Annotated in this window: 23 protein-coding genes and 1 tRNA gene; 8 read left to right on the top strand and 16 right to left on the bottom strand. The window is 65.0% G+C overall.

Features of this window, described 5'->3' with window-relative positions; translation table 11 throughout:
• The first annotated feature begins 106 nt into the window (after positions 1–106).
• The 3 genes from SSO01S_RS09750 to SSO01S_RS09740 all read left to right on the top strand — a co-directional run bounded on the left by SSO01S_RS09750 (position 107) and on the right by SSO01S_RS09740 (position 2,228).
• A complete protein-coding gene (locus tag SSO01S_RS09750; RefSeq protein WP_169798342.1) occupies positions 107–574 on the top strand; it encodes a c-type cytochrome in 468 nt (155 codons plus the stop codon).
• Between the two features lie 97 nt (positions 575–671).
• Positions 672–1,142, top strand: a complete 471-nt coding sequence (locus SSO01S_RS09745; protein ID WP_083942949.1) for a thermonuclease family protein — start codon at positions 672–674, stop codon at positions 1,140–1,142.
• 129 nt (positions 1,143–1,271) lie between these two features.
• Positions 1,272–2,228, top strand: coding sequence for a lipase family protein (locus tag SSO01S_RS09740; protein ID WP_083942948.1), 957 nt, complete (start codon positions 1,272–1,274; stop codon positions 2,226–2,228).
• Positions 2,229–2,541: 313 nt separating this feature from the next.
• Here the strand turns inward: SSO01S_RS09740 and SSO01S_RS09735 are convergent, their stop codons facing one another.
• The 5 genes from SSO01S_RS09735 to SSO01S_RS09720 all read right to left on the bottom strand — a co-directional run bounded on the left by SSO01S_RS09735 (position 2,542) and on the right by SSO01S_RS09720 (position 6,113).
• On the bottom strand, positions 2,542–3,348 hold the full coding sequence (locus tag SSO01S_RS09735) for a NaeI family type II restriction endonuclease (RefSeq protein WP_169798341.1): 807 nt from the start codon (positions 3,346–3,348) through the stop codon (positions 2,542–2,544).
• A gap of 77 nt (positions 3,349–3,425) precedes the next feature.
• The gene (locus tag SSO01S_RS17250; RefSeq protein ID WP_174520776.1) at positions 3,426–4,379 is read right to left on the bottom strand and encodes a DNA cytosine methyltransferase; all 954 of its coding nucleotides are present in this window, start codon (positions 4,377–4,379) and stop codon (positions 3,426–3,428) included.
• 111 nt (positions 4,380–4,490) lie between these two features.
• Entirely contained in the window at positions 4,491–5,549 is a 1,059-nt protein-coding gene (locus SSO01S_RS09730) for a ribonucleotide-diphosphate reductase subunit beta (protein WP_066798494.1), read from the bottom strand.
• A gap of 19 nt (positions 5,550–5,568) precedes the next feature.
• Positions 5,569–5,787 (bottom strand): hypothetical protein, encoded by a 219-nt coding sequence (locus tag SSO01S_RS09725; RefSeq protein WP_066798493.1) that lies wholly within the window; start codon positions 5,785–5,787, stop codon positions 5,569–5,571.
• Positions 5,784–6,113, bottom strand: a complete 330-nt coding sequence (locus tag SSO01S_RS09720) for a hypothetical protein (RefSeq protein WP_066798492.1) — start codon at positions 6,111–6,113, stop codon at positions 5,784–5,786. Before SSO01S_RS09720 ends, SSO01S_RS09725 begins: the two co-directional genes overlap by 4 nt.
• A 56-nt stretch (positions 6,114–6,169) precedes the next feature.
• Between SSO01S_RS09720 and SSO01S_RS09715 the strand changes: the two genes are divergently transcribed.
• Entirely contained in the window at positions 6,170–6,412 is a 243-nt protein-coding gene (locus SSO01S_RS09715; RefSeq protein ID WP_066798491.1) for a DUF2171 domain-containing protein, read from the top strand.
• Between the two features lie 71 nt (positions 6,413–6,483).
• Here the strand turns inward: SSO01S_RS09715 and SSO01S_RS09710 are convergent, their stop codons facing one another.
• Both SSO01S_RS09710 and SSO01S_RS09705 read right to left on the bottom strand, forming a co-directional pair.
• Positions 6,484–6,882 carry an endonuclease domain-containing protein gene (locus SSO01S_RS09710; RefSeq protein WP_066798490.1) on the bottom strand — a complete coding sequence of 133 codons (399 nt, stop codon included), beginning with the start codon at positions 6,880–6,882 and terminating at the stop codon, positions 6,484–6,486.
• A 66-nt stretch (positions 6,883–6,948) separates the two neighbouring features.
• Complete coding sequence (locus SSO01S_RS09705; protein WP_066798489.1) at positions 6,949–8,874, bottom strand: ribonucleoside-diphosphate reductase subunit alpha; 1,926 nt, start codon at positions 8,872–8,874, stop codon at positions 6,949–6,951.
• 484 nt (positions 8,875–9,358) lie between these two features.
• On the opposite strand from SSO01S_RS09705, the gene SSO01S_RS09700 reads away from it, so the two are divergent.
• Both SSO01S_RS09700 and pcaF read left to right on the top strand, forming a co-directional pair.
• Positions 9,359–10,921 carry an amidase gene (locus SSO01S_RS09700; RefSeq protein WP_066798488.1) on the top strand — a complete coding sequence of 521 codons (1,563 nt, stop codon included), beginning with the start codon at positions 9,359–9,361 and terminating at the stop codon, positions 10,919–10,921.
• A gap of 91 nt (positions 10,922–11,012) precedes the next feature.
• Positions 11,013–12,215, top strand: a complete 1,203-nt coding sequence (pcaF, locus tag SSO01S_RS09695; protein ID WP_066798487.1) for a 3-oxoadipyl-CoA thiolase — start codon at positions 11,013–11,015, stop codon at positions 12,213–12,215.
• A gap of 128 nt (positions 12,216–12,343) precedes the next feature.
• Here pcaF and SSO01S_RS09690 read toward each other — a convergent pair whose 3' ends face one another.
• From SSO01S_RS09690 to SSO01S_RS09675, 4 genes are read right to left on the bottom strand one after another with little or no spacing between them, the layout of a single operon-like run.
• Positions 12,344–12,919 carry a hypothetical protein gene (locus tag SSO01S_RS09690; RefSeq protein WP_157073711.1) on the bottom strand — a complete coding sequence of 192 codons (576 nt, stop codon included), beginning with the start codon at positions 12,917–12,919 and terminating at the stop codon, positions 12,344–12,346.
• Positions 12,920–12,933: 14 nt separating this feature from the next.
• On the bottom strand, positions 12,934–13,686 hold the full coding sequence (locus SSO01S_RS09685; protein WP_066798485.1) for a ricin-type beta-trefoil lectin domain protein: 753 nt from the start codon (positions 13,684–13,686) through the stop codon (positions 12,934–12,936).
• Between the two features lie 22 nt (positions 13,687–13,708).
• Positions 13,709–14,323, bottom strand: coding sequence for a hypothetical protein (locus SSO01S_RS09680; RefSeq protein ID WP_066798484.1), 615 nt, complete (start codon positions 14,321–14,323; stop codon positions 13,709–13,711).
• Positions 14,320–14,760 carry a DUF3592 domain-containing protein gene (locus tag SSO01S_RS09675; protein ID WP_066798483.1) on the bottom strand — a complete coding sequence of 147 codons (441 nt, stop codon included), beginning with the start codon at positions 14,758–14,760 and terminating at the stop codon, positions 14,320–14,322. The genes SSO01S_RS09680 and SSO01S_RS09675 overlap by 4 nt, the downstream gene beginning before the upstream one ends.
• 289 nt (positions 14,761–15,049) lie before the next feature.
• Between SSO01S_RS09675 and SSO01S_RS09670 the strand changes: the two genes are divergently transcribed.
• On the top strand, positions 15,050–15,793 hold the full coding sequence (locus SSO01S_RS09670; RefSeq protein ID WP_066798482.1) for a LytR/AlgR family response regulator transcription factor: 744 nt from the start codon (positions 15,050–15,052) through the stop codon (positions 15,791–15,793).
• A gap of 152 nt (positions 15,794–15,945) precedes the next feature.
• Here SSO01S_RS09670 and SSO01S_RS09665 read toward each other — a convergent pair.
• The 5 genes from SSO01S_RS09665 to infA all read right to left on the bottom strand — a co-directional run bounded on the left by SSO01S_RS09665 (position 15,946) and on the right by infA (position 17,994).
• Positions 15,946–16,021, bottom strand: a tRNA-Phe gene (locus SSO01S_RS09665).
• 53 nt (positions 16,022–16,074) lie between these two features.
• A complete protein-coding gene (locus SSO01S_RS09660; RefSeq protein ID WP_066798481.1) occupies positions 16,075–16,263 on the bottom strand; it encodes a DNA gyrase inhibitor YacG in 189 nt (62 codons plus the stop codon).
• Complete coding sequence (locus SSO01S_RS09655; protein WP_066798480.1) at positions 16,260–17,204, bottom strand: ribonuclease E/G; 945 nt, start codon at positions 17,202–17,204, stop codon at positions 16,260–16,262. The genes SSO01S_RS09660 and SSO01S_RS09655 overlap by 4 nt, the downstream gene beginning before the upstream one ends.
• Positions 17,197–17,766 carry a Maf family protein gene (locus SSO01S_RS09650; protein WP_066798479.1) on the bottom strand — a complete coding sequence of 190 codons (570 nt, stop codon included), beginning with the start codon at positions 17,764–17,766 and terminating at the stop codon, positions 17,197–17,199. Before SSO01S_RS09650 ends, SSO01S_RS09655 begins: the two co-directional genes overlap by 8 nt.
• Positions 17,767–17,775: 9 nt before the next feature.
• Positions 17,776–17,994, bottom strand: coding sequence for a translation initiation factor IF-1 (infA, locus tag SSO01S_RS09645; RefSeq protein WP_010162480.1), 219 nt, complete (start codon positions 17,992–17,994; stop codon positions 17,776–17,778).
• A 154-nt stretch (positions 17,995–18,148) separates the two neighbouring features.
• Between infA and SSO01S_RS09640 the strand changes: the two genes are divergently transcribed.
• Positions 18,149–19,300 (top strand): acetyl-CoA C-acetyltransferase, encoded by a 1,152-nt coding sequence (locus SSO01S_RS09640; RefSeq protein WP_066798478.1) that lies wholly within the window; start codon positions 18,149–18,151, stop codon positions 19,298–19,300.
• The last annotated feature ends 67 nt before the right edge of the window (positions 19,301–19,367 follow it).

Here is a 19,367-nt window from a genome sequence, read left to right as displayed (position 1 = left end):
TCCCTCCGTTTTGGCGGCAAGCATCTCCGAAATGGAGGCAGTTGATCGCGATTGCGGCGATGCCGTGTGCGCGGTAGCGTGGCAGCAAATTCGGGGAGAAACGATCATGCGGCATTCGACTTTGGCTCTGGCAGGCGCAGCGTTGCTGTTCGGATCGGCAATGGCATCGGCGCGAGGCGACAATGCCGTGGCACCCGACGCCAAGGACGAAGTGATTGCCGGGCGCAAGGCGGCGTTCCTGATGTCCGCCGGGATATTCGGCGGGCTGAAGGCGGCGGTCGATCGCGGCGACGATGTGAAGACCCTGGCCTTCCCCACGCGCGGACTGGCCCGCTGGGCGGCGGCGCTGCCGGGCATGTTCCCCGCCGGCAGCACGTCCGACGCATCGGAGGCATTGCCGGTGATCTGGACCGACCGCGCCGGATTCGAAGCACGCGCGGCGGCCTATGCCGAAGCGACCGCCAAGCTGGCCGACCTCGCCAGGGCAGGCGACAAGGCCGGCTTCGCTGCGCAACTGGGCGTCGTGAACGGCACGTGCGCCGGGTGCCATGACACCTATCGCAAGCCGAAATAGAGTTTCCCTCCGAAACCGGCGCGATTCCCGCATGAAAGCTCCACGGCGGAGGCGCTTGCACACGCTTTGTTAGCCGCGTGCCCGCAGAATCGCCTGCATGCGATATCTGCTCGAAGCCCTGCTGATCGGCACCGCCGCGGCTGGCGGATGGATGCTGGCCGCGCCCTCCGGCCCCTCCGCTCGACCGGTGGCCGCCGCCGCAGACGAAGCCCCCGCGCGCGAATTCCGCTTCTGCCACACGGGCGGCGGCAGGGACTGTGTGGTCGATGGCGATACCTTCTGGATGGATGGCCAGAAGATCCGCGTGGCCGATATCGACGCGCCCGAGACGCACCCGGCGCGCTGCCCCGAAGAGGCACGGCTGGGCGAAGCGGCGACGCGGCGGTTGCAGGCTTTGCTCAGTGCCGGGCCGGTGACGCTGGTCACGCCCGAGCGCGCCACCGATCGCTATGGCAGGGCGCTGCGCATCGTGACGCGGGGCGGCAAATCGCTCGGCGAGCAGCTCGTAGCGGAGGGGCTTGCCCGGCGCTGGACCGGGCGGCGCCAGCCCTGGTGCGCCACAGCCTGATCGCGCGCACGCATTTCCATTCAGCTTCCGTTCGCCTGCCGCGCGGCAGAGCGAGGTGCTTCCGGTTGAATCCGTAAGCGGAATTGCGCGTAATTGCGCGAAGACCGGCCATGGCGGCAGAGGTGCGGCATGAAACAGTGCATGAAACGACGGATGCTCTACGCGGCATCGCAGGCCTATCAGCCCCGGATGGAAGTCCAGCACCGCCGCGTCGGCTGGATCGAGGCACCGGTGGTGATCGCGCGCGGGATCGACCAGGCGATGGTCGGCCGCGTCAACGAAGGCGTGGTGATCGCTTTTCGCGGATCGCTGCCGCCCTTTTTCAGCGGCCATGACGAGTGGCAGACGGTGCTCGACTGGCTGAACGGATCGCTGTCGCTCTGCGTCGATGATCCGCTGTATGGCGGCGGCGTGCATCTGGGCTTTTCGGATTCGATGCGGCGGCTGTGGGGCGATCTGGACGGCAGACCCGGCCTGAAGACCGCGGTGCAGGCGATGCTCGACCAGAGCCTGCTCGACCGGCGATCTGCGCGGCACCTGTTCGTCACCGGCCACAGCAAGGGCGGGGCGCTCGCCAACCTTTTCGCGATGCGCGCGTCGCGGCAAAGCTGCTGGGACGGGATGCCGATCAGCGTGGCGACGATCGCCGCCGCACGCGCGGGCAATTCGGCCTTTGCGCGCAGCTATGCCGCGAGCCGGATCGCCTGCATCCGCTACGAACTCTCGGGCGATCCCGTGCCGCATCTGCCGCCGGGGCCGCAGATGCCGGGCTTCGTGCAGACGTTGGCGCGGACACTCTATCCCAAGCTGACCTATGCCGATTACCAGCCGGTGGGCGAGCGCGTGGGCGGCGACGCGGCGGGCAAGGCGCTGGCGACCTGGGCCGGCGCGCGACAGCCCCGCCGGCTCGCCAATCTGCTGCGCCCGCGCGGCTTCCGCCTGCGCGGCCTGCTCCCCGCACCCTTGAGCGCACACGCCATCTGCCCGGGCAGCGGCTATGATCGGCTGATCTGCCTGGGCGAAGGCGATTGCGATCATGGCGGCGAGCAAGCACGCGCGCCCGAGGGCTTCAGGCTGCGGGCCTGATGCGGCGAAAGGTGACACTAAGGTGACACCAACGCGCCATTTCGCGCGGGAGAAAAACTGCGCGAATATCGGGGCGGGTCGCGGTTCTAGAGACCGGTTATTTCCAGCGATTTCAAAGAGCTGTGGCGGGTCGCCGGTCCTTAGCCAAGCAGGCGAAATCCTACATTGCAAGTGGTTTGTTTGGGGGCGGCGGGTCGGCTATTGCGGTGTCCCAAGGTGGAGGCTGTGTGCCGCCCAGCTAGTTCGGGGTTCATTTCCTCGCATTTGACCGCGCCCATATGTGCGCCATTCCGGGCTTAGTTTATCGGTAGCCTTAATCTATGTGCCCAGCGTTCCTCAGCAAGATCGCTTCCGCGTCGTTCTGCGGTGCGTATGATATGAACTCGCGGGTGCCAAATGTAAGACCGAGACTGCGCATGATGTCACGGTCGGTTTCGGAATAGAGGATTGCGATCCCCTTAGGCGCCAGGATGTCGCGTGCGCCTCCATTCCGGCGCACTCGCCGCATCGGATCATCTTGGGCAGCAACTGCGATGATCTGAACTCGAGAAATCGCGATATTTTGATATTTCTCGAAAAGGAGCGCGACCCTCTGTGATCCGCCGCCCGGGCCCATGATTTCCAGCCGGTCTTCGGGGCTTACGATCTGCCAGAAATTTCTTGTATAATCGAAATCAACCGCGACCCACCAGATATTCGAGCGGCCCGATGCGCTAAAAGACGTTTTCAGGTCGCGATTCTCACCCGCCCTTAGGTAATTGGATCGTGCTCGTACCAAGCCGACCGCGCATTTTGCCTTCGCTTCGTCGACTTTTAGCAATATGCACAGCTGTTCAAACGCCTCGGGAGGTATCATCCAGCCGAAGCCAGATGTGGTCGACTTCACATCGACCTCCTGACCGCCGACCATCAGATCGAGAAACACCCCTTTTGGGACCTGAAGCCAATCCCGGAGGATTATCTCGAATTTGGTGCCGAGATAAGTTTTCTCGGTCTTTTCCAACTCACTGAAAAAGAACCGGCCGGTTCTTGCCGTATCGATCACTTCATCGATAGAGGAGCGGAAGAATCCCCGTAGCTTTTCTTCAAAAAGCTGCAGGCCGCCGACGGCAGAGAGCAAATTGGCCTCTAGCGACGACAAGTCCTCGTAATCGACGTGCGTCGCAGGGAGTGGCTGGCGTGAGGGAAGTAAAGGGCTCAAGCTGCCCTTATTGCAAAGTGTCGTCCCACAGACAACGCGATGCGAAGCGAATTTGCGACCGCTTTGGCAACAGGGGGAGGGAACGCATTGCCCACTTGCCGGTACGCAGTGGTTTTGCGGCCATAAAATTGCCAGTGATCCGGGAAACCTTGGATGCGCGCCACCATCCGGACGGTCAGGCGAGGCATGCCGACGAAATCTGGTAGCGGTGCTTCTTCGGCCAGGCTTTTGCCTTCGACACCTAGCGATGCCCATGCCCGCCGTGCACGGGTCGGCCCGAGGTCTGGGCCGCCATGTTTCTTCGATCCGCCTACGATTGTTGGCGCAATCTCATTAGCGCGGCGCGCCCACGTTTCCGCACCTCGCCAGCCATTTGCCGCCATTAGATCCTTGAGAGTTTCGCCGACTGTCGGGGGATTATGCGGCTGGACAGTCGGCCAATCGAATAGGTCGGTCAGTTCTTTCTTGAGGGCGACAATGACCACACGGGGGCGAAGCTGCGGTACGCCAAAATCGGATGCGTTCAACAGTCTCCACTCGGTGTGGTATCCAAGTTTGTGAAGCTCACTTTTAAGATGATTTCGGTAATCCTCGAACACAGCGGACAGGAAGCCGCGCACGTTCTCAATCATTACCGCCTTCGGCTGGATTTCATCGATTAAGCGCAACGCTGCCGGGAATAGATTGCGTTCGTCCTTGTCGCCCAACTGCTTACCTGCCACCGAAAATGGAGGACATGGCAAGCCGGCTGCTAGAAGCTCGACGCCCTTGTACGGGCGGCCATCGAACGTATTCATATCTTGCGCGGAAACGTTCCAGTTAGGACGGTTCAGCGTCAGGCTTTTTGCGAAGTCGCGTTCGATTTCCACCAGTGCTTCGTGATTGAAGCCCGCTTGTTCCAAGCCAATTGCTTGGCCACCTGCGCCGGCGCAAAATTCGATCGACCGCATTATTCCCACTCCGGCATTGATCACGCCGTTCCGTATCTGTTCCGATCCCTTGCGGTCAACCGGAGAAGGTCCAAAATCGAGGTAGTTATCTCCATTACGGAGTAAACTGCCTCACTCCGCCGCAATTCCCGCTTTCGCGAACATATCCGCGCCGTCCCCAGCGCCGTCTTCGTTCGCCACCGGGCCGGCCTTGGCCTTCTGCCGCTTGTCGAACGAATCCCATACTTCGTTCCAATTGCCGCGCGTCGCGCCCTTTGAATATTCGGTCGCGCGCTGTTCGAAGAAGTTGGCGTGCTCGACGCCGTTGAGGAGCGGGGCGAGCCAGGGGAGGGGGTGTTCGTCGATCATGTAGATCGGCTTGAGGCCGAGCTGGCCCAGCCGCCAATCGGCGATGTAGCGGATATATTTTTTGATTTCCTTCGGCGTCATGCCGTTCACCGGGCCCTGTTCGAAGGCGAGATCGATGAACGCGTCTTCGAGCCGCACCGTCGTCTGGCACATGTCCATGATGTCGTTCTTGACCGACTTGGTGTAGCAGTCGCGCTCGCGCACGAAGGTGTGGAAGAGCTTGACGATGCCTTCGCAGTGCAGGCTCTCGTCGCGGACCGACCAGCTGACGATCTGGCCCATGCCCTTCATCTTGTTGAAGCGCGGGAAGTTCATCAGCATCGCGAAGCTGGCGAAGAGCTGAAGCCCCTCGGTGAAGCCGCCGAACATGGCCAGCGTCTTGGCGATATCCTCGTCGCTGTCGACGCCGAAGGTGCCGAGATAGTCGTGCTTGTCCTTCATCTCGCTATATTCGAGGAACATGCCATATTCGCTTTCGGGCATGCCGATCGTGTCGAGCAGATGGCTGTACGCGGCGATGTGCACCGTCTCCATGTTGGAGAAGGCGGCGAGCATCATCTTGATCTCGGTCGGCTTGAACACGCGGCCGTATTTTTCGTGGTAGCAATCCTGCACTTCCACGTCGGCCTGGGTGAAGAAGCGGAAGATCTGCGTCAGCAGGTTGCGCTCATGATCCGAGAGCTTCTGCGCCCAATCGCGGCAATCCTCGCCTAGCGGCACTTCCTCCGGCATCCAGTGGATCTGCTGCTGGCGCTTCCAGAACTCATAGGCCCAGGGATATTCGAAGGGCTTGTAGGTCTTGCGGGCTTCGAGAAGGGACATGGGGTTACTCCGAGACGAACTATATTACTGAAAAAAGGGCGAAGGCAGCAGCAAAGCCGCCGAGGAACAGACCGAGCGCGAAGAGCATCATGCCGGCGATGCGGAGCGCATAGGTCGCCGCCTCGCTGTCGGCGATGCCGAGCGCGCGGCGGGCGAGCGACGGGCGCACGAGGGTGGTGAGGCCGGTGGTTCCGGCGAGCACGGCCACCCCGGCCATCAAGGCGAGGCTGCGGGTCATTCGTGGTCGATCACGCGGCCGCCGTCGCGCGTCACGATGCGTTCGCGGACCACGACCTTCTTGCCGCGATTGGCGCCCACGCCGAACACGCAGATGCCGAGGAAATAGCCGAAATCATACCAGCCGCCATTATTGGGCACCGCGTAGATCGCGACGTCGGGCACGATCAGCGAGAGGAACCAGGCAACCGGGAAGATGAAGCCGTGCCACAGCCCGAGCAGGAAGCCGGGGCTGCCGGGCTGGACCGCGACCGCCGCGTTCTGCGTCGCGCAGGCGGCGAGCAGGGTGAGCGCGGCGAGCGCGAGGGCAATGCGGGCGCGGGTCATGCAGCGATTCCCCAAACCATGCGTTGAGCGGCGGACGCCAGCACAGGAGAGAGACCATGGCCGATACCAGCAACATCCGCGAGCATATGGAAGTCATCGGCGCCGACGGCGTCCATGTCGGCACCGTCGACGGAATCGAGGGCAACCGCATCAAGCTGACCAAGGCCGATAGCGGGCAGGGCTCGCACGAAGGGCACCACCACTATATCTCCACCGGCCTGATCGCCGGCGTCGAGGGCGACAAGGTGCGCCTGAGCGCCAACGCCGATGTGGCGGTGACGTTCGAGGAGGAAGCCTGAGCCATTGTTTTCCTCTCCCTGTGGGAGAGGAAGGGAGGCGCGAAGCGCCGGAAAGGTGAGGGCGGAACGCATTAGCTGTCCTCACCCTTCCCACCGCTTACGCGGCGGGCCCCTTCCCTCTCCTGGAAGGAGAGGGAGATTTGCGTCAGGACGCCATCCAGATTCTGCATCACCTCATGGTTGGTGAAGCGGATCACGCGAAAGCCCTCACTTTCAATCACAGCCGTACGCGCCGCATCACGCGCCGCAGCCTCGGCATGGGTGTCTCCGTCCACCTCGACTGCCAGCGCTTGCGAAAAGCACAGGATATCGACGTAAAACGGGCCGACCGGGGCCTGGTGCCGCCATTTCAGGATCGGAAAGGCCTCGCGGAGCGCGCGCAGCAACCGGCGCTCGGGTTCGGGCGCGTCGCGGCGAAGCTGCCGTGCGCGCGGGAGCGTCCCTGAAGGCTGGTTCTGGTAGAGGCGCATCACCCTCACCCTTCCGGCGCTTCGCGCCTCCCTCCCTCTCCCGAGGGGAGAGGGAACATTACGGCCTCACTGGCAGGCGAGGCACTCGTCGTAATCGGTCGACTCGCCAAGCTCGAACTTGGGCGCGTCGATCGTGTTGTCGGCTTCCACGCCGCCCGCGAAGCCGGCGCGCTGCACGGACTTGGAGCGGAGATAGTAAAGCGACTTGATGCCCAGCTCCCATGCGCGGAAGTGGAGCATCAGCAGATCCCACTTCTCCACATCCGCCGGGATGAACAGGTTCAGCGACTGCGCCTGATCGATATAGGGCGTGCGATCGCCCGCCAGCTCGAGCAGCCAGCGCTGATCGATCTCGAAGCTGGTCTTGTAGCAATCCTTTTCCTCCTGGCTGAGGAAATCGAGATGCTGGACAGAGCCGCCATGCTCGAGGATCGAGTTCCAGACATTCTCGCTGTTCTTCGATTTCTCGATCAGCAGCTTCTCCAGATACGGGTTCTTGACCGAGAAGGAGCCGCTGAGCGTCTTGTGCGTGTAGATGTTCGCCGGGATCGGCTCGATGCACGCGCTGGTGCCGCCGCAGATGATGCTGATCGAAGCGGTGGGCGCGATCGCCATCTTGCAGCTGAAACGCTCCATCACGCCCATATCGGCGGCGTCGGGGCAGGGGCCGCGCTCGACCGCGAGCTGCATCGACGCTTCGTCCACCTGCGCGCGGATATGCTTGAACATGCGCAGGTTCCACGACTTCGCCATCGCGCCTTCGAACGGAAGCCCGCGCGCCTGGAGGAAGGAATGGAAGCCCATCACGCCGAGGCCGACCGAACGCTCGCGCGCCGCCGAATAAGCGGCCTTTTCCATGCCGGGCTCGGCACGATCGATATAGTCCTGCAGGACATTGTCGAGGAAGCGCATGACGTCCTCGATAAAGCCCTTCTCGTCCTTCCACTCTTCCCAGGTTTCGAGGTTGAGCGAGGAGAGGCAGCAGACCGCGGTGCGCTCATTGCCCAGATGATCCTTGCCGGTCGGCAGGGTGATTTCCGAGCAGAGGTTCGAGGTCGAGACCTTGAGGCCCAGATCGCGGTGATGCTTGGGCATGTTCGAGTTCACGTGATCGGCGAACACGATATAGGGCTCGCCGGTGGCGAGACGGGTCTCGACCAGCTTCTGGAACAATGCGCGGGCATCGACCTTGCCGCGCTCCGAGCCGTCCTTCGGGCTCTTGAGCACCCATTCGGCGCCGTCGCGTACCGCTTCCATGAAGGCGTCGGGGATCAGCACGCCGTGGTGCAGGTTGAGCGCCTTGCGGTTGAAATCGCCCGAGGGCTTACGGATTTCGAGGAACTCCTCGATCTCCGGGTGCGAGATGTCGAGATAGCAAGCCGCCGAGCCGCGGCGCAGCGAACCCTGCGAGATGGCGAGCGTCAGGCTGTCCATCACGCGGACGAAGGGGATGATGCCGCTGGTCTTGCCGTTGAGGCCGACCGGCTCGCCGATGCCGCGGACATTGCCCCAATAGGTGCCGATGCCGCCGCCGCGCGAGGCGAGCCAGACATTCTCGTTCCACGTATCGACGATGCCGCCCAGGCTGTCCGGCACCGAATTGAGGAAGCACGAGATGGGCAGGCCGCGACCCGTGCCGCCGTTCGAGAGCACGGGCGTGGCGGGCATGAACCACAGGCGCGAGATATAATCATAGATGCGCTGGGCATGCGCCTGATCATCGGCATAGGCCGATGCGACGCGGACGAAGAGATCCTGGAAATTCTCGCCGGGCAGCAGATAGCGATCGGTCAGGGTTTCCTTGCCAAACTCGGTGAGCAGAGCATCACGCGAATGATCTACCTCGACCGCGTAAAGCTGAACGTCGACCGTCTTCGAATCCTTCGCCTTGCCCGGCTTCGCAGCCTTGGGCGCGGCGGCTTCGGCGGGCTTGGCCGCAACAGGTGCTTCGGTGACGCTTTCACTCACGCTTTCGGTGTCCCTGAATTCCATGTCGTCTAAGCCCCTAATGCCCTTCACGCGCCTCCATCACGGGGAGGCTCCGGTCGACTCGGGGGCGGGCACCGATCCTAGCATCGGTGCGGCGTTCGAACGAGAACAAAAAGTGTCCATCGCCCGGAAGCCGGACACAGCAGGACCTGTTCCGCATATGGGTATGCGGCGCTGGTTCTACCAGTGCTTGAGTTTGCCCCTCAGTGCAACCACTACAGATTGTGCCAAAGCCGATCCCGGCACAAGATGCTAAATGGTTAATTGGCCTCTCGGTTCGTCGCTAAAATGACTCGCCTCATGGCACCTCCCCGCGTGCTGCGCTGCCGCGACGCATGGACCTTCCTAGGGTTCTTGAAAGGCAAGAGGGGAAATACGGAAACGGAAAAAATTTAGCGCCGTGTGAATCCTGTGGACACAATCTGTGGGGTTCCCGCCGCAGATGGCGCGGGCTAGGCTGCTGGCCTGGTTTTCGGGGGCTGCGGATATGCGGATGGGCTTGCTGGCGCTGGCATTGATGGCGGCGATGCCTGCCGTGGCGCAGAATGTGGTCGAAACCTCGATCGAGGAATTGCAGGCCAAGATGGCGCTGGGCACGACCAGCGAGGCGATCACCAAGGAGTATCTGGAGCGAATCGCCGCCATGGATCGCAAGGGGCCGACGCTGCGCAGCGTGATCGCGGTCACATCGGGCGCGCTCGATCAGGCGCGGGCGAGCGACGCGCGGCGCAGGGCCGGCAAGCTGCTTGGCCCGCTCGACGGCATCCCGGTGCTGATCAAGGACAATATCGAGACCTGGGAATTGCCGACCACGGCGGGCAGCCTGGCGCTTCGCAGCAACTGGACCAAGCGCGATGCGCCGGTGGTGGCGCTGCTCAGGGCGCAGGGCGCGGTGATATTGGGCAAGACCAATTTGAGCGAATGGGCCAATATCCGCTCGACCGCATCGATGAGCGGATGGAGCGCGACCGGGGGGCTGGTGCGCAATCCCTATGCACTGGACCGGACCGCGTGCGGATCGTCGAGCGGATCGGGGGCCGCGATCGCCGCCAGCTTCGCGGCAGTTGCGGTGGGCACCGAAACCGATGGGTCGGTGGTGTGCCCGGCATCGATGAACGGGCTGGTCGGCCTGAAGCCGACGCTGGGCCTGGTGAGCCGCACCCATGTGGTGCCGATCAGCCATAGCCAGGATACGCCCGGGCCGATGGGACGCAGCGTGAAGGACGTGGCCCTCTTGTTTTCCGCGATGATCGGGGACGATCCGGCCGACCCGGCGACCAAGGGCGCGGCCCGCCACGCCAGGGATTTTGCAGCGGCGTTGTCGCCCGATGCGCTGAAGGGCGTGCGGATCGGCTATTGGAAGCCGCAAATGCCGGGCGAGCTGGGCAAGCGTTTCGATCAGGCGCTGGAAGAGCTTCGCGCGGCGGGTGCGGTGCTGACCGAAGTGAAGATGCCCAAGCTGGAAGGCATGAGCGAGGCCGAGTTCCTGGTGCTGAAGGCCGAATTGAAGGCCGATCTCGCGGCCTATCTGGCAACCACGCCGGAAAAGACCGTGAAAGTGCGCACGCTGGCCGACGTGATCGCCTTCAACCAGGCCAATGCCGGAGCCGAGATGCCCTTCTTCGCGCAGGAGATCTTCGAAGAGGCCGAAAAGACCAAGGGGCTCGACGATCCCGAATATAAGGCCGCGCGCGAGAAATCGCTGCGGCTGGCCAAGGCTGCGCTGGACGGGATGATGAAGGAGGCGAACGCGCAACTGCTCGTATCGCCGACCTATGGCATTCCATGGCTGAGCGATCCGGTGGCGGGCGATCAGTTCTCCGGCCCTTCGGCCAGCGCATTGCCCGCGATCTCGGGCTATCCGCACCTCACCGTGCCGATGGGGCTGGTGAAGGGCCTGCCTGCGGGCCTCTCCTTCATCGGCCCGGCCTTTTCAGACGGCGATCTGCTGCGGGCCGGCTATGCCTATGAACAGGCGACCCAGGCGCGGGTGAAGCCCGGTTATGCGCCCACGGTTCCCGCTGATCTGGGTGCGCGCACGCTCAACTGAGACTGGCAAATAACGTAATAATGCGCGATCCGCGCATTCCACATCGCTGGGATGCGGCGCCCGCCGCCCGGACGGCTTAGGAGAATGATACATGACTGACGCATATATCTGCGATGGCGTTCGCACGCCGATTGGCCGTTACGGCGGCGTGCTTGCGAGTGTCCGCGCCGATGATCTCGCGTCGGTCCCGCTCGCCGCGCTGCGCGAACGCAATCCGGGCATCGACTGGAGCCTGGTCGACGATGTCATCCTGGGCTGCGCCAATCAGGCGGGCGAAGACAATCGCAACGTCGCGCGCATGGCCGCGTTGCTCGCAGGGCTGGGGGAGAACGCGCCAGGCGGGACGATCAACCGCCTGTGCGGTTCCGGGCTGGATGCCGTCGCGGTGGCCGCCCGCGCGATCAAGGCGGGCGATGGCGAACTGATCGTCGCCGGCGGCGTGGAGAGCATGAGCCGCGCGCCCTTCGTGATGCCCAAGGCCGACAGCGCCTTCAGCCGCGCGAACGCGATCTACGACACGACGATCGGCTGGCGCTTCGTCAACAAGCTGATGAAGGAACGCTTCGGCGTCGATTCGATGCCGGAGACCGCCGAGAATGTGGCGCAGGATTTCCAGATCAGCCGCGAGGATCAGGACCGCTTCGCCGTCGAGAGCCAGCGCAGGGCCGCTGCCGCGCAGGCGAATGGGCGGCTGGCCGCCGAGATCGTCCCGGTCTCGGTCGCGCAGCGCAAGGGCGATCCGATCCTGGTCGAGCGCGACGAGCATCCCCGCGCCACCGACATGGCGGCGCTGGGCCGTCTCAAGCCGATCGTCCGCCCGGACGGAACGGTCACCGCGGGCAACGCATCCGGCGTGAATGACGGCGCGGCGGCGCTGATTATCGCCAGCGAAGCGGCGGTGAAGCGCCACGGGCTGACCCCGCGCGCGCGCATTCTGGGCGGTGCGGTGGCGGGCGTCGCGCCCCGGATCATGGGCATCGGCCCCGCGCCCGCGACCGAGAAGCTGATGGCGCGGCTGGGGCTGCGCATCAGTGATTTTGACGTGGTCGAGCTCAACGAGGCCTTCGCCAGCCAGGGGCTGGCGGTGATGCGCCGGCTGGGCCTGCCCGACGATGCCGAGCATGTGAACCCCAATGGCGGCGCGATCGCGCTGGGCCATCCGCTCGGCATGTCGGGCGCGCGGCTGGCGCTGACGGCGACCGAGGAATTGCAGCAGCGGGGCGCGCGCTATGCCCTCTGCACGATGTGCATCGGCGTGGGCCAGGGAATCGCGCTCGCCATCGAGCGTGTCTGAGGGGCGTTATAGTCTGTCCGGAACCAGACGCCGCCTGGCAACTGGTTCCGGCAGCTTGCCGATCTTGGCTCTGGTCAGCCCGGCGGGCCAACCCAGTGAGGCAGGCCAGCACCCCATGCCTGGACAAGCTATTGCGGTGCGTCCGGATCGGCGCGGACCCATTTGGGGAGCAGGTGCATCTCGGAGCGCCCGCATTTGGCGACATAGCCGTTGCTGCTCTGCAGCTGGTTGCGCAGGATGACGCATAGTCGCCAGTCGTCGGGCAGGCCCATGATCGTGCCGAGGACGATGTCCCCGGCCTTGAACGGCGGACCGGTGACGGCCTGGGCCGCGGTCTGGCCCTGGGGCTGGCCACCGGGCTTGCGGACATGGACATCGCGCACAATGCTGTGGGTATAGTTGCAGCTTACCTCATAGGCGCCGGTGAACACGGTGATCACCGTGCAGGTGTTCCACATGCCCGGATTCTCAGCGTCGGCGACCTCGACCTTCTGATACTCCTTGTAGAGCGCTGCGGCCGGGGTGGCGGGCGCGGGCTGCATCGGGGCGACCGGCGGGGCGATCGGCGGGGCGACGGGCGCGGGTTGCGCGGAGACGACCGGCGGTTGCGCATTGCCCGGCGGAATCGGGGCGGCGGGAATGTCCTGCGCCGATGCCGTATTGCAGACGAGCAGGGCGACGAGCGCGAGGGCCGGACGCAGCATGGCCTGCCCGGCGCTCAACGGAACTGGCTCGCAGCGATCTCGCGCAGCGAGGTGCCGTCATTGGCGATGAGATTGCCCGCGCCGCCCGCGACGATGCCCTGGACGATCAGGTTGCCCGCGCCGCCCGCCACGATGTTTCCGGCGCCCCCGGCGACGATGTTGCCCGCACCACCCGCAACGATGTTCCCCGCCCCGCCGGCGACGATGTTGTTCTGACTTGGCCCGGAGGATGCGATGAGCGCGCGCCCTCGCAATGACGTGGTCAGCGGCGTGCTGGCGCTGATGCGGAAGGTCGCCCGAGCGCCGCTCGCGCCCTGGTACCATTTCTGGTTGAGGCCGCCATGGCAGGACCAGCCGACCACGCGTGCGCCGGAGGCGCGGCTGCCGCCCTCGATATCGGCGCACACGCCGGTTTCGTTGCGCAGTTCGCCGCTGCCCTGAAAACCCCAACGCTGGTTCGGCGTGTTGGCGCACTGGGCGGCGGTGAGCGGCTGTCCACTGCCGTTCGCGGTCAGGCAGGTCTGATTGCCGAGCGAGATCATGCCATAGCCGCCCGACACGAAGCGCCAGCCCTGCGCCCCGCGCGATGCGTTGCACGCGGCGATCATGATGACATTGGCGTTGCCGACATCGAGGCAGCTTCCGGTGGCGTAATAGCTGACGATGGCGGGCATGCCGCCGCTTGCCTGGACCGAGACCTGGGCACCGGCCGGGCTGGCCGCCGCCGCCGCCGCGACGGCGGCGAGGATGAAGCACTTGCGGAACATCGCTTACTCTCCTGTCTCGGCCCTACCAGCGGCCGTTTAGTGATTTGGAACGATTGAGGACGCAGCGGATCGAACCGGTTTTGCCCTGCGCGTTCAGCGGCTTGAAATAGGTCGCGCCCTGGCGTTCGTAGCGGGTGCCGCGCAGCGGGCCGCTGGTCATCGTCAGGATGGTGCCGTTGAGGGCATAAGTGCCGCGCCCGCCGTTGAAGTCGCGATAGGCGCCGGGGCCAATGATGCCGAACATCAGCCCGGTCTGCGGCGATCCCATCACCATGCCGCCGATCGTGATCGGCGCATCGCATTCATAGACGCCGACGGGGATCGCGCCGCTGGTGCCCGCCTGCGCGGGCGGGCGGGCAGCGGGCGTGCCCGCGCTGGCCGGGCGAAGCGGGGCGTCGGCGGCGAGCTTCCACACCTCACCCTTGGCATCGCGATACTGGCATCGGCCGATATTGTCGCGCGCGCCGCCCAGCGACGTCACCCGTATCCAGCCATTGTCATAGGAATAGACGGCGCCCTTGTAGCTGTCGTGATATTCGAAGGTTGTGCCGGCTGCGGGGCAGCTTTGCGCCTGTGCGGGCGTGGCGAAAAAGGCCGCGCTCGCAAGCGATATGGCCGCAAGAGACAGATGCTTCATTTGCCGAACCCCAGGATGACGAAGGTGAAGAAAAAGATTCCGGCGGTGGCGAAGGCGGCGATGCGCAGCGCGCGCGGGTTGCCGGTGCGTTCGAGCACGGAAAAGCCGGGCTTTTGGGGATTGTACCAGACGTCGACGATCGCATCCGGCGGGTAGCGCTCGATAACCGACTGGCAATCCTTGAACGAGCTGCTTTCCCGCACGAAGCCGAGCCGCTTGCCCTTGTACGGCACCCCGGCCACTTCATAGGCATAGTCGATCCGGGGTGAGCGCGTGTTGCGGGTGCGCTGGATGCGCGAAGCCGTGACGCGCCCCTTCGCACTCGGCCAGCCGCGCGATTCCTCGATCAGCCGTTCGGCACGATTGGCCGCGTACCAAAGGAGGGCGAAGATTGCGGCGCCGGGTACCACGACAACCAGAAGAACAACCGGGTTCATCGCACTCGAACTCCCTTTCCTTCGAGTAACGATCACGATGCGCGCGCGCTCAAGCCGGTCCGCGACAAACGAGGATCTGGGTGCTGTGAAGTATTTGCGCTACGACCAACATGACGCCCGGTGCGACGAAAGCGCATTGGGCATTCGCGCATTGGCGTCTATTCGGGCGTGAGAGGGAGAGGCGCATGTCTCGTATGGAACGCGAAGTGTTCGGCGTGCCGCTGGTGCGGCAGTGTTCTCGCGACCGCCGATCCCCGTCCCGTCCCGCCTATTGCGGCATGGCGTGGCGATGAGGATCATCATCGCCGACGACGAACCGCTGGCGCGCGAGCTGTTGCGCGGATTGTTGGCGGGCCGGGCGGACGTGGTGATCGTCGGCGAGGCGGCGGACGGGGAGGAACTGGTGCGGATGGCACGCGAAACGGCCGCCGACTTGATCCTGACCGATATCGACATGCCGGGGCTGGACGGACTGGGCGCGGCGTTCGCGCTGGCGCATCTGGGCGGGCCGGACGTCATCTTCGTCACCGCCTATGACCGGCATGCCACTATCGCCTTCGATCTCGACGCGATCGATTATGTGCTCAAGCCCGTGCGGCGCCATCGTCTCGACCAGGCGCTGAACCGGGCGCTGCGACGATTCGAGGCCAAGGCCGCCCTCGCTCCGGCGGGTATGACGGGTCCGGTGCCACCTGCCGATGACGATTGCCTGTGGGTGGATACGCGCAAGCGGCTGGTGCGCGTGGAACTGGCGGGGATCGACAGGGTGGAGGCTGCCGGCGATCATCTCTACCTGAATTGCGGGGAGCAGACCTATCTGCATCGCATGACGATGAAGGAGTTCGAGGCTGTGGCCGCGCGCGCCGGGCTGCGCCGGGTTCATCGTTCCGCGTTCGTGCGGATGCGGCTGGTCCGTTCGATCGACCGGCATGGGCGCGGGATATCGCTGACGCTGATCGACGGGACGGTGGTGCCGGTCGGCCCGAACTATCGCGCGGCGCTGGACGACCTGCACCCATATGGAGCGCAATAGCGCCGGGCGGCGTGTTGTCAGGCGAACGAAGGGCGAGCTTGCGGTGCTCTCACACCGAAGATCACATTGCGTCCGTCGGGAGCGTGCGAAAACGCACGGCGCTTCCGGACGGGATCCGGAGGAAAAATCGTTTTAAAGTGATGGCTTGATAGTGGTGCCCGGGGACGGGATCGAACCGCCGACACTGCGATTTTCAGTCGCATGCTCTACCAACTGAGCTACCCGGGCCCGTCCGGCGAAGCCGGGAACGAACTGCTCCGGCGAACGCCGGAAGCGCGCTCTTAGTCAGGCTCGCGGGCGCTGTCCACCCCGGTAAATGCTTCCGGGTCAACAGGCTCGCCCGGGACGCGATATCCCTCACCCAGCCATTGCAGCAGATCGCGGTCCTTGCAGCCGCGACTGCAAAAGGGCTTGGTGTCGGGAGAAGGGGGCTGGCCGCAGATCGGGCAGCCGTTTCGCTTGGGCATCATGCTTCCTTGGGACTGGTGAACTGCATCGTGCCGCCCATGCGCCGGGCCAGTTCGGCGGTCCAATCCGGCTGCTGCGCGAGGCGGCGGGCAATGCGCTGGCTCACAAGATAGGTAGAGGGAAGCGGCGGCGGAAGGCGTTCGGCGCGGCGCAGCTCGGCACGCGTCTCCGCTCCGATCGGATCGGCGCGGAGCAGTTCGGGCAGGGACGGGCGGGTGCGGCGGCGGACGATCTGGAGAAAACCGAATCCGTTGACCGTGGTGCGCTCGAAAGGCTGGGGCAGCGCGGCGTCGATCGCCTCGGCCACGGCCTGGCGCGCGGCCTTGCTGGTGAGCGTGGGAAAATCCACGCCGATCGAACCGGTGATGTTCAGCCGTTCGCAGGCGCGCGCCACGGCGTGCGCGGCGGCGACGGCGAGTGCGTCGTGCGGCGCGGGGCCATCGACGTCGAACAAGGCCATTGCAGGCGTGGGCGAGAGGCGCAGCGCGCCCCCGGCAAACGCGATCTCACCGGTAAACGCCTCTTCGATCACTTCGGACCAGCCGGCCTCTTCGAGCAGGTCGGGCTCATGCGCGCGGGCGATGCGCACGGGCAGCCCGGATGCGGTGATGCGGGCGAAGAGATCGGGCCCGTCGCAGAGCGGCGCATCGGTCGGCGTCGCCTTGGGAAGCTTCGGGCGGCCCGGCTCGGGAATCGCCTCGCGCACGATCAATGCGCGGAAGCGGCCGCCCTGGGTCACCTTGGGGAGGGGCGAGCACAGCGCCTCGCTACCGTCGGCCAGCGTGACCCGCGCGGTCGAGCGGTCGGTCATCCGCGCTTCGACCACGCTGCCTTCGCGCGGCCCGCTATGCTCCAGCTCGATTCGCGCCTTCCAGATGCTGCCGCGTGAGATCAGGGCGGCGCGGTTCTCGCCGATCCCGGCCTCGTAGAGCCACTCAGCCAAGCTGGAGCCCGGCGGCGAGAAGCAGCGCGCGGGTTTCGAACACCGGCAGCCCCACCACGCCCGAATGGCTGCCCGAGAGGAAGCGCACAAAGCTCTCCGCCTTGCCCTGGATGGCGTATCCGCCCGCTTTGCCCATGCCTTCGCCCGAGGCGACGTACCAGTCGATCTCCTGGCTCGTCAGCCGCTTGAACGCGACGATGGTGTCCGAGATGCGCGTGCGCGCCTTGCCGTCCGCGCCGATCGCGCAGACCGCCGAATAGCAATGATGGCGACGGCCCGAGAGCAGCCCCAGCATCCGGCGGAGATCCGCTTCGTCTTCCGGCTTGGCGAGGATGCGGCGGCCGACCGCCACCGTCGTGTCGCCCGCGAGCACGATCTCGTCCGCCGCGCGCTCCACCGCCTGGGCCTTGGCCGCGGCGATGCGCAGCACATAGGGGCGTGGCAGCTCGCCGGGCAGGGGATCTTCGTCGATGTCGGGGGCAGCCACGCGCGCAGGCTCGATCCCGATCCGCTTGAGCAGATCGAGGCGGCGCGGCGATGTCGATGCCAGAACGAGCCGCACGGGCGCGGCTTATTTGAAGCGGTAGGTGATACGGCCCTTGGTCAGGTCGTAGGGCGTGAGTTCGACGAGGACTTCGTCGCCGACCAGCACGCGGATGCGATTCTTGCGCATCTTGCCCGCCGTATGGCCGAGAATCTCATGATCGTTTTCGAGCTTAACGCGGAACATGGCGTTGGGCAGAAGCTCAACGACCTGTCCGCGCATTTCGAGCAGTTCTTCTTTGGCCAAAAATAACCTCTTGGGGTGTGCGCGCCTTAAATCGCGGTGCCTTTACTCTCTGACGCTGCAAAAGGAAAGCGCGACTGCCACTTGCGCTGGCCGCGAGGGTTCGGCACTTACATTCATGTAAGTTAAGCTCCAGCGAGGGGCGAAGGAGAGCGGGATGGCGGAAGCGTATATCGTGGCGGCGGCGCGCACGGCGGGCGGGCGCAGGAATGGCAAGCTGATCGGCTGGCATCCGGCCGATCTGGGCGGCGCGGTGCTTTCCGAGATCGCCGCACGATCGGGGATCGATCCCGCCGCAATCGACGATGTGATCATGGGCTGCGTGACGCAGGCGGGCGAACAGGCGCTGCATATCGGCCGCAATGCCGTGCTGGCCTCGACGCTGCCGCAGAGCGTTCCCGCAGTCTCGATCGACCGCCAGTGCGGCAGCTCGCAACAGGCGATCCAGTTCGCCGCGCAGGCGGTGATGTCCGGCACGCAGGACGTGGTGATCGCCGCTGGCGTCGAGCATATGAGCCGCGTGCCGATGGGCACTTCGGTGGTCGGCGCGAAGCCCTATAGCGAGAAGGCGCTGGCGCGCTTCGGCGTGAAGGGGTTCAGCCAGTTCATGGGCGCCGAGATGATGGCGCGCAAATATGGCTATGACCGCGAACGGCTCGACGCCTTCTCGCTAGAAAGCCATCGTCGCGCGGTGGCGGCCATCGAGCGGAGAGACTTTGCCGACGAGATACTGGCGCTGGAGATCGAAACGCCGGAGGGGCCGGGGCTGCACGCGCAGGATGAAGGCGTACGTTTCGACGCGAGCATGGAAGGGCTGGGTGCCCTCAAGACGATCGCCGAGGGCGGGGTGATCACCGCAGGCAATGCCAGCCAGATCTGCGACGGCGCATCGGCGGTAATGGTGGTGAGCGAAGCTGCGCTCAAGGCGCACGGGCTGACGCCGATGGCGCGGGTGCATCACCTGACCGTGACGGGCGGCGATCCGGTGATCATGCTGGAAGAGCCGCTGTTCGCCACCGAACGCGCGCTCAAGCGTGCGGGCATGCACATCGGCGATATCGACCTGTACGAGGTCAACGAGGCCTTCGCGCCGGTGCCGCTGGCCTGGCTCGACCACATTGGCGGCGATCCCGAACGGCTCAACGTCAATGGCGGCGCGATCGCGTTGGGCCACCCGCTGGGGGCATCGGGCACCAAGCTGATGACCACCTTGGTCCATGCGCTGCGCAAGCGGGGCAAGCGCTACGGCCTGCAGACGATGTGCGAAGGCGGCGGGCTGGCGAACGTCACCATCGTCGAGGCGCTGTGAGGGGGATGCTCCTAATTCCTCTCCCGGTGGGAGAGGGGGACCAGCGAAGCTGGTGGAGAGGGGGTCT

The sequence above is a fragment of the Sphingomonas soli NBRC 100801 genome, assembly GCF_001591025.1.
Taxonomy (GTDB): Bacteria; Pseudomonadota; Alphaproteobacteria; order Sphingomonadales; family Sphingomonadaceae; genus Sphingomonas; species Sphingomonas soli.
Note: the sequence above shows the minus strand (reverse complement) of the source record. Positions and strands in the feature narration are given on the sequence as shown.

Bases quoted from the DNA above. Each gene is read 5' to 3' on its own strand.
- SSO01S_RS09705 (WP_066798489.1), bottom strand. From the start codon at position 8,874: ATGGAATTCAGGGACACCGAAAGCGTGAGTGAAAGCGTCACCGAAGCA.
- SSO01S_RS09690 (WP_157073711.1), bottom strand. From the start codon at position 12,919: ATGCTGCGTCCGGCCCTCGCGCTCGTCGCCCTGCTCGTCTGCAATACG.
- SSO01S_RS09745 (WP_083942949.1), top strand. From the start codon at position 672: ATGCGATATCTGCTCGAAGCCCTGCTGATCGGCACCGCCGCGGCTGGC.
- SSO01S_RS09670 (WP_066798482.1), top strand. From the start codon at position 15,050: ATGAGGATCATCATCGCCGACGACGAACCGCTGGCGCGCGAGCTGTTG.
- SSO01S_RS09710 (WP_066798490.1), bottom strand. From the start codon at position 6,882: ATGCGCCTCTACCAGAACCAGCCTTCAGGGACGCTCCCGCGCGCACGG.
- SSO01S_RS17250 (WP_174520776.1), bottom strand. From the start codon at position 4,379: ATGCGGTCGATCGAATTTTGCGCCGGCGCAGGTGGCCAAGCAATTGGC.
- SSO01S_RS09675 (WP_066798483.1), bottom strand. From the start codon at position 14,760: ATGAACCCGGTTGTTCTTCTGGTTGTCGTGGTACCCGGCGCCGCAATC.
- SSO01S_RS09750 (WP_169798342.1), top strand. From the start codon at position 107: ATGCGGCATTCGACTTTGGCTCTGGCAGGCGCAGCGTTGCTGTTCGGA.
- SSO01S_RS09685 (WP_066798485.1), bottom strand. From the start codon at position 13,686: ATGTTCCGCAAGTGCTTCATCCTCGCCGCCGTCGCGGCGGCGGCGGCG.
- SSO01S_RS09680 (WP_066798484.1), bottom strand. From the start codon at position 14,323: ATGAAGCATCTGTCTCTTGCGGCCATATCGCTTGCGAGCGCGGCCTTT.
- SSO01S_RS09700 (WP_066798488.1), top strand. From the start codon at position 9,359: ATGCGGATGGGCTTGCTGGCGCTGGCATTGATGGCGGCGATGCCTGCC.
- SSO01S_RS09740 (WP_083942948.1), top strand. From the start codon at position 1,272: ATGAAACAGTGCATGAAACGACGGATGCTCTACGCGGCATCGCAGGCC.
- SSO01S_RS09715 (WP_066798491.1), top strand. From the start codon at position 6,170: ATGGCCGATACCAGCAACATCCGCGAGCATATGGAAGTCATCGGCGCC.
- SSO01S_RS09640 (WP_066798478.1), top strand. From the start codon at position 18,149: ATGGCGGAAGCGTATATCGTGGCGGCGGCGCGCACGGCGGGCGGGCGC.
- SSO01S_RS09660 (WP_066798481.1), bottom strand. From the start codon at position 16,263: ATGATGCCCAAGCGAAACGGCTGCCCGATCTGCGGCCAGCCCCCTTCT.
- SSO01S_RS09720 (WP_066798492.1), bottom strand. From the start codon at position 6,113: ATGACCCGCGCCCGCATTGCCCTCGCGCTCGCCGCGCTCACCCTGCTC.
- pcaF (WP_066798487.1), top strand. From the start codon at position 11,013: ATGACTGACGCATATATCTGCGATGGCGTTCGCACGCCGATTGGCCGT.
- SSO01S_RS09725 (WP_066798493.1), bottom strand. From the start codon at position 5,787: ATGACCCGCAGCCTCGCCTTGATGGCCGGGGTGGCCGTGCTCGCCGGA.
- SSO01S_RS09730 (WP_066798494.1), bottom strand. From the start codon at position 5,549: ATGTCCCTTCTCGAAGCCCGCAAGACCTACAAGCCCTTCGAATATCCC.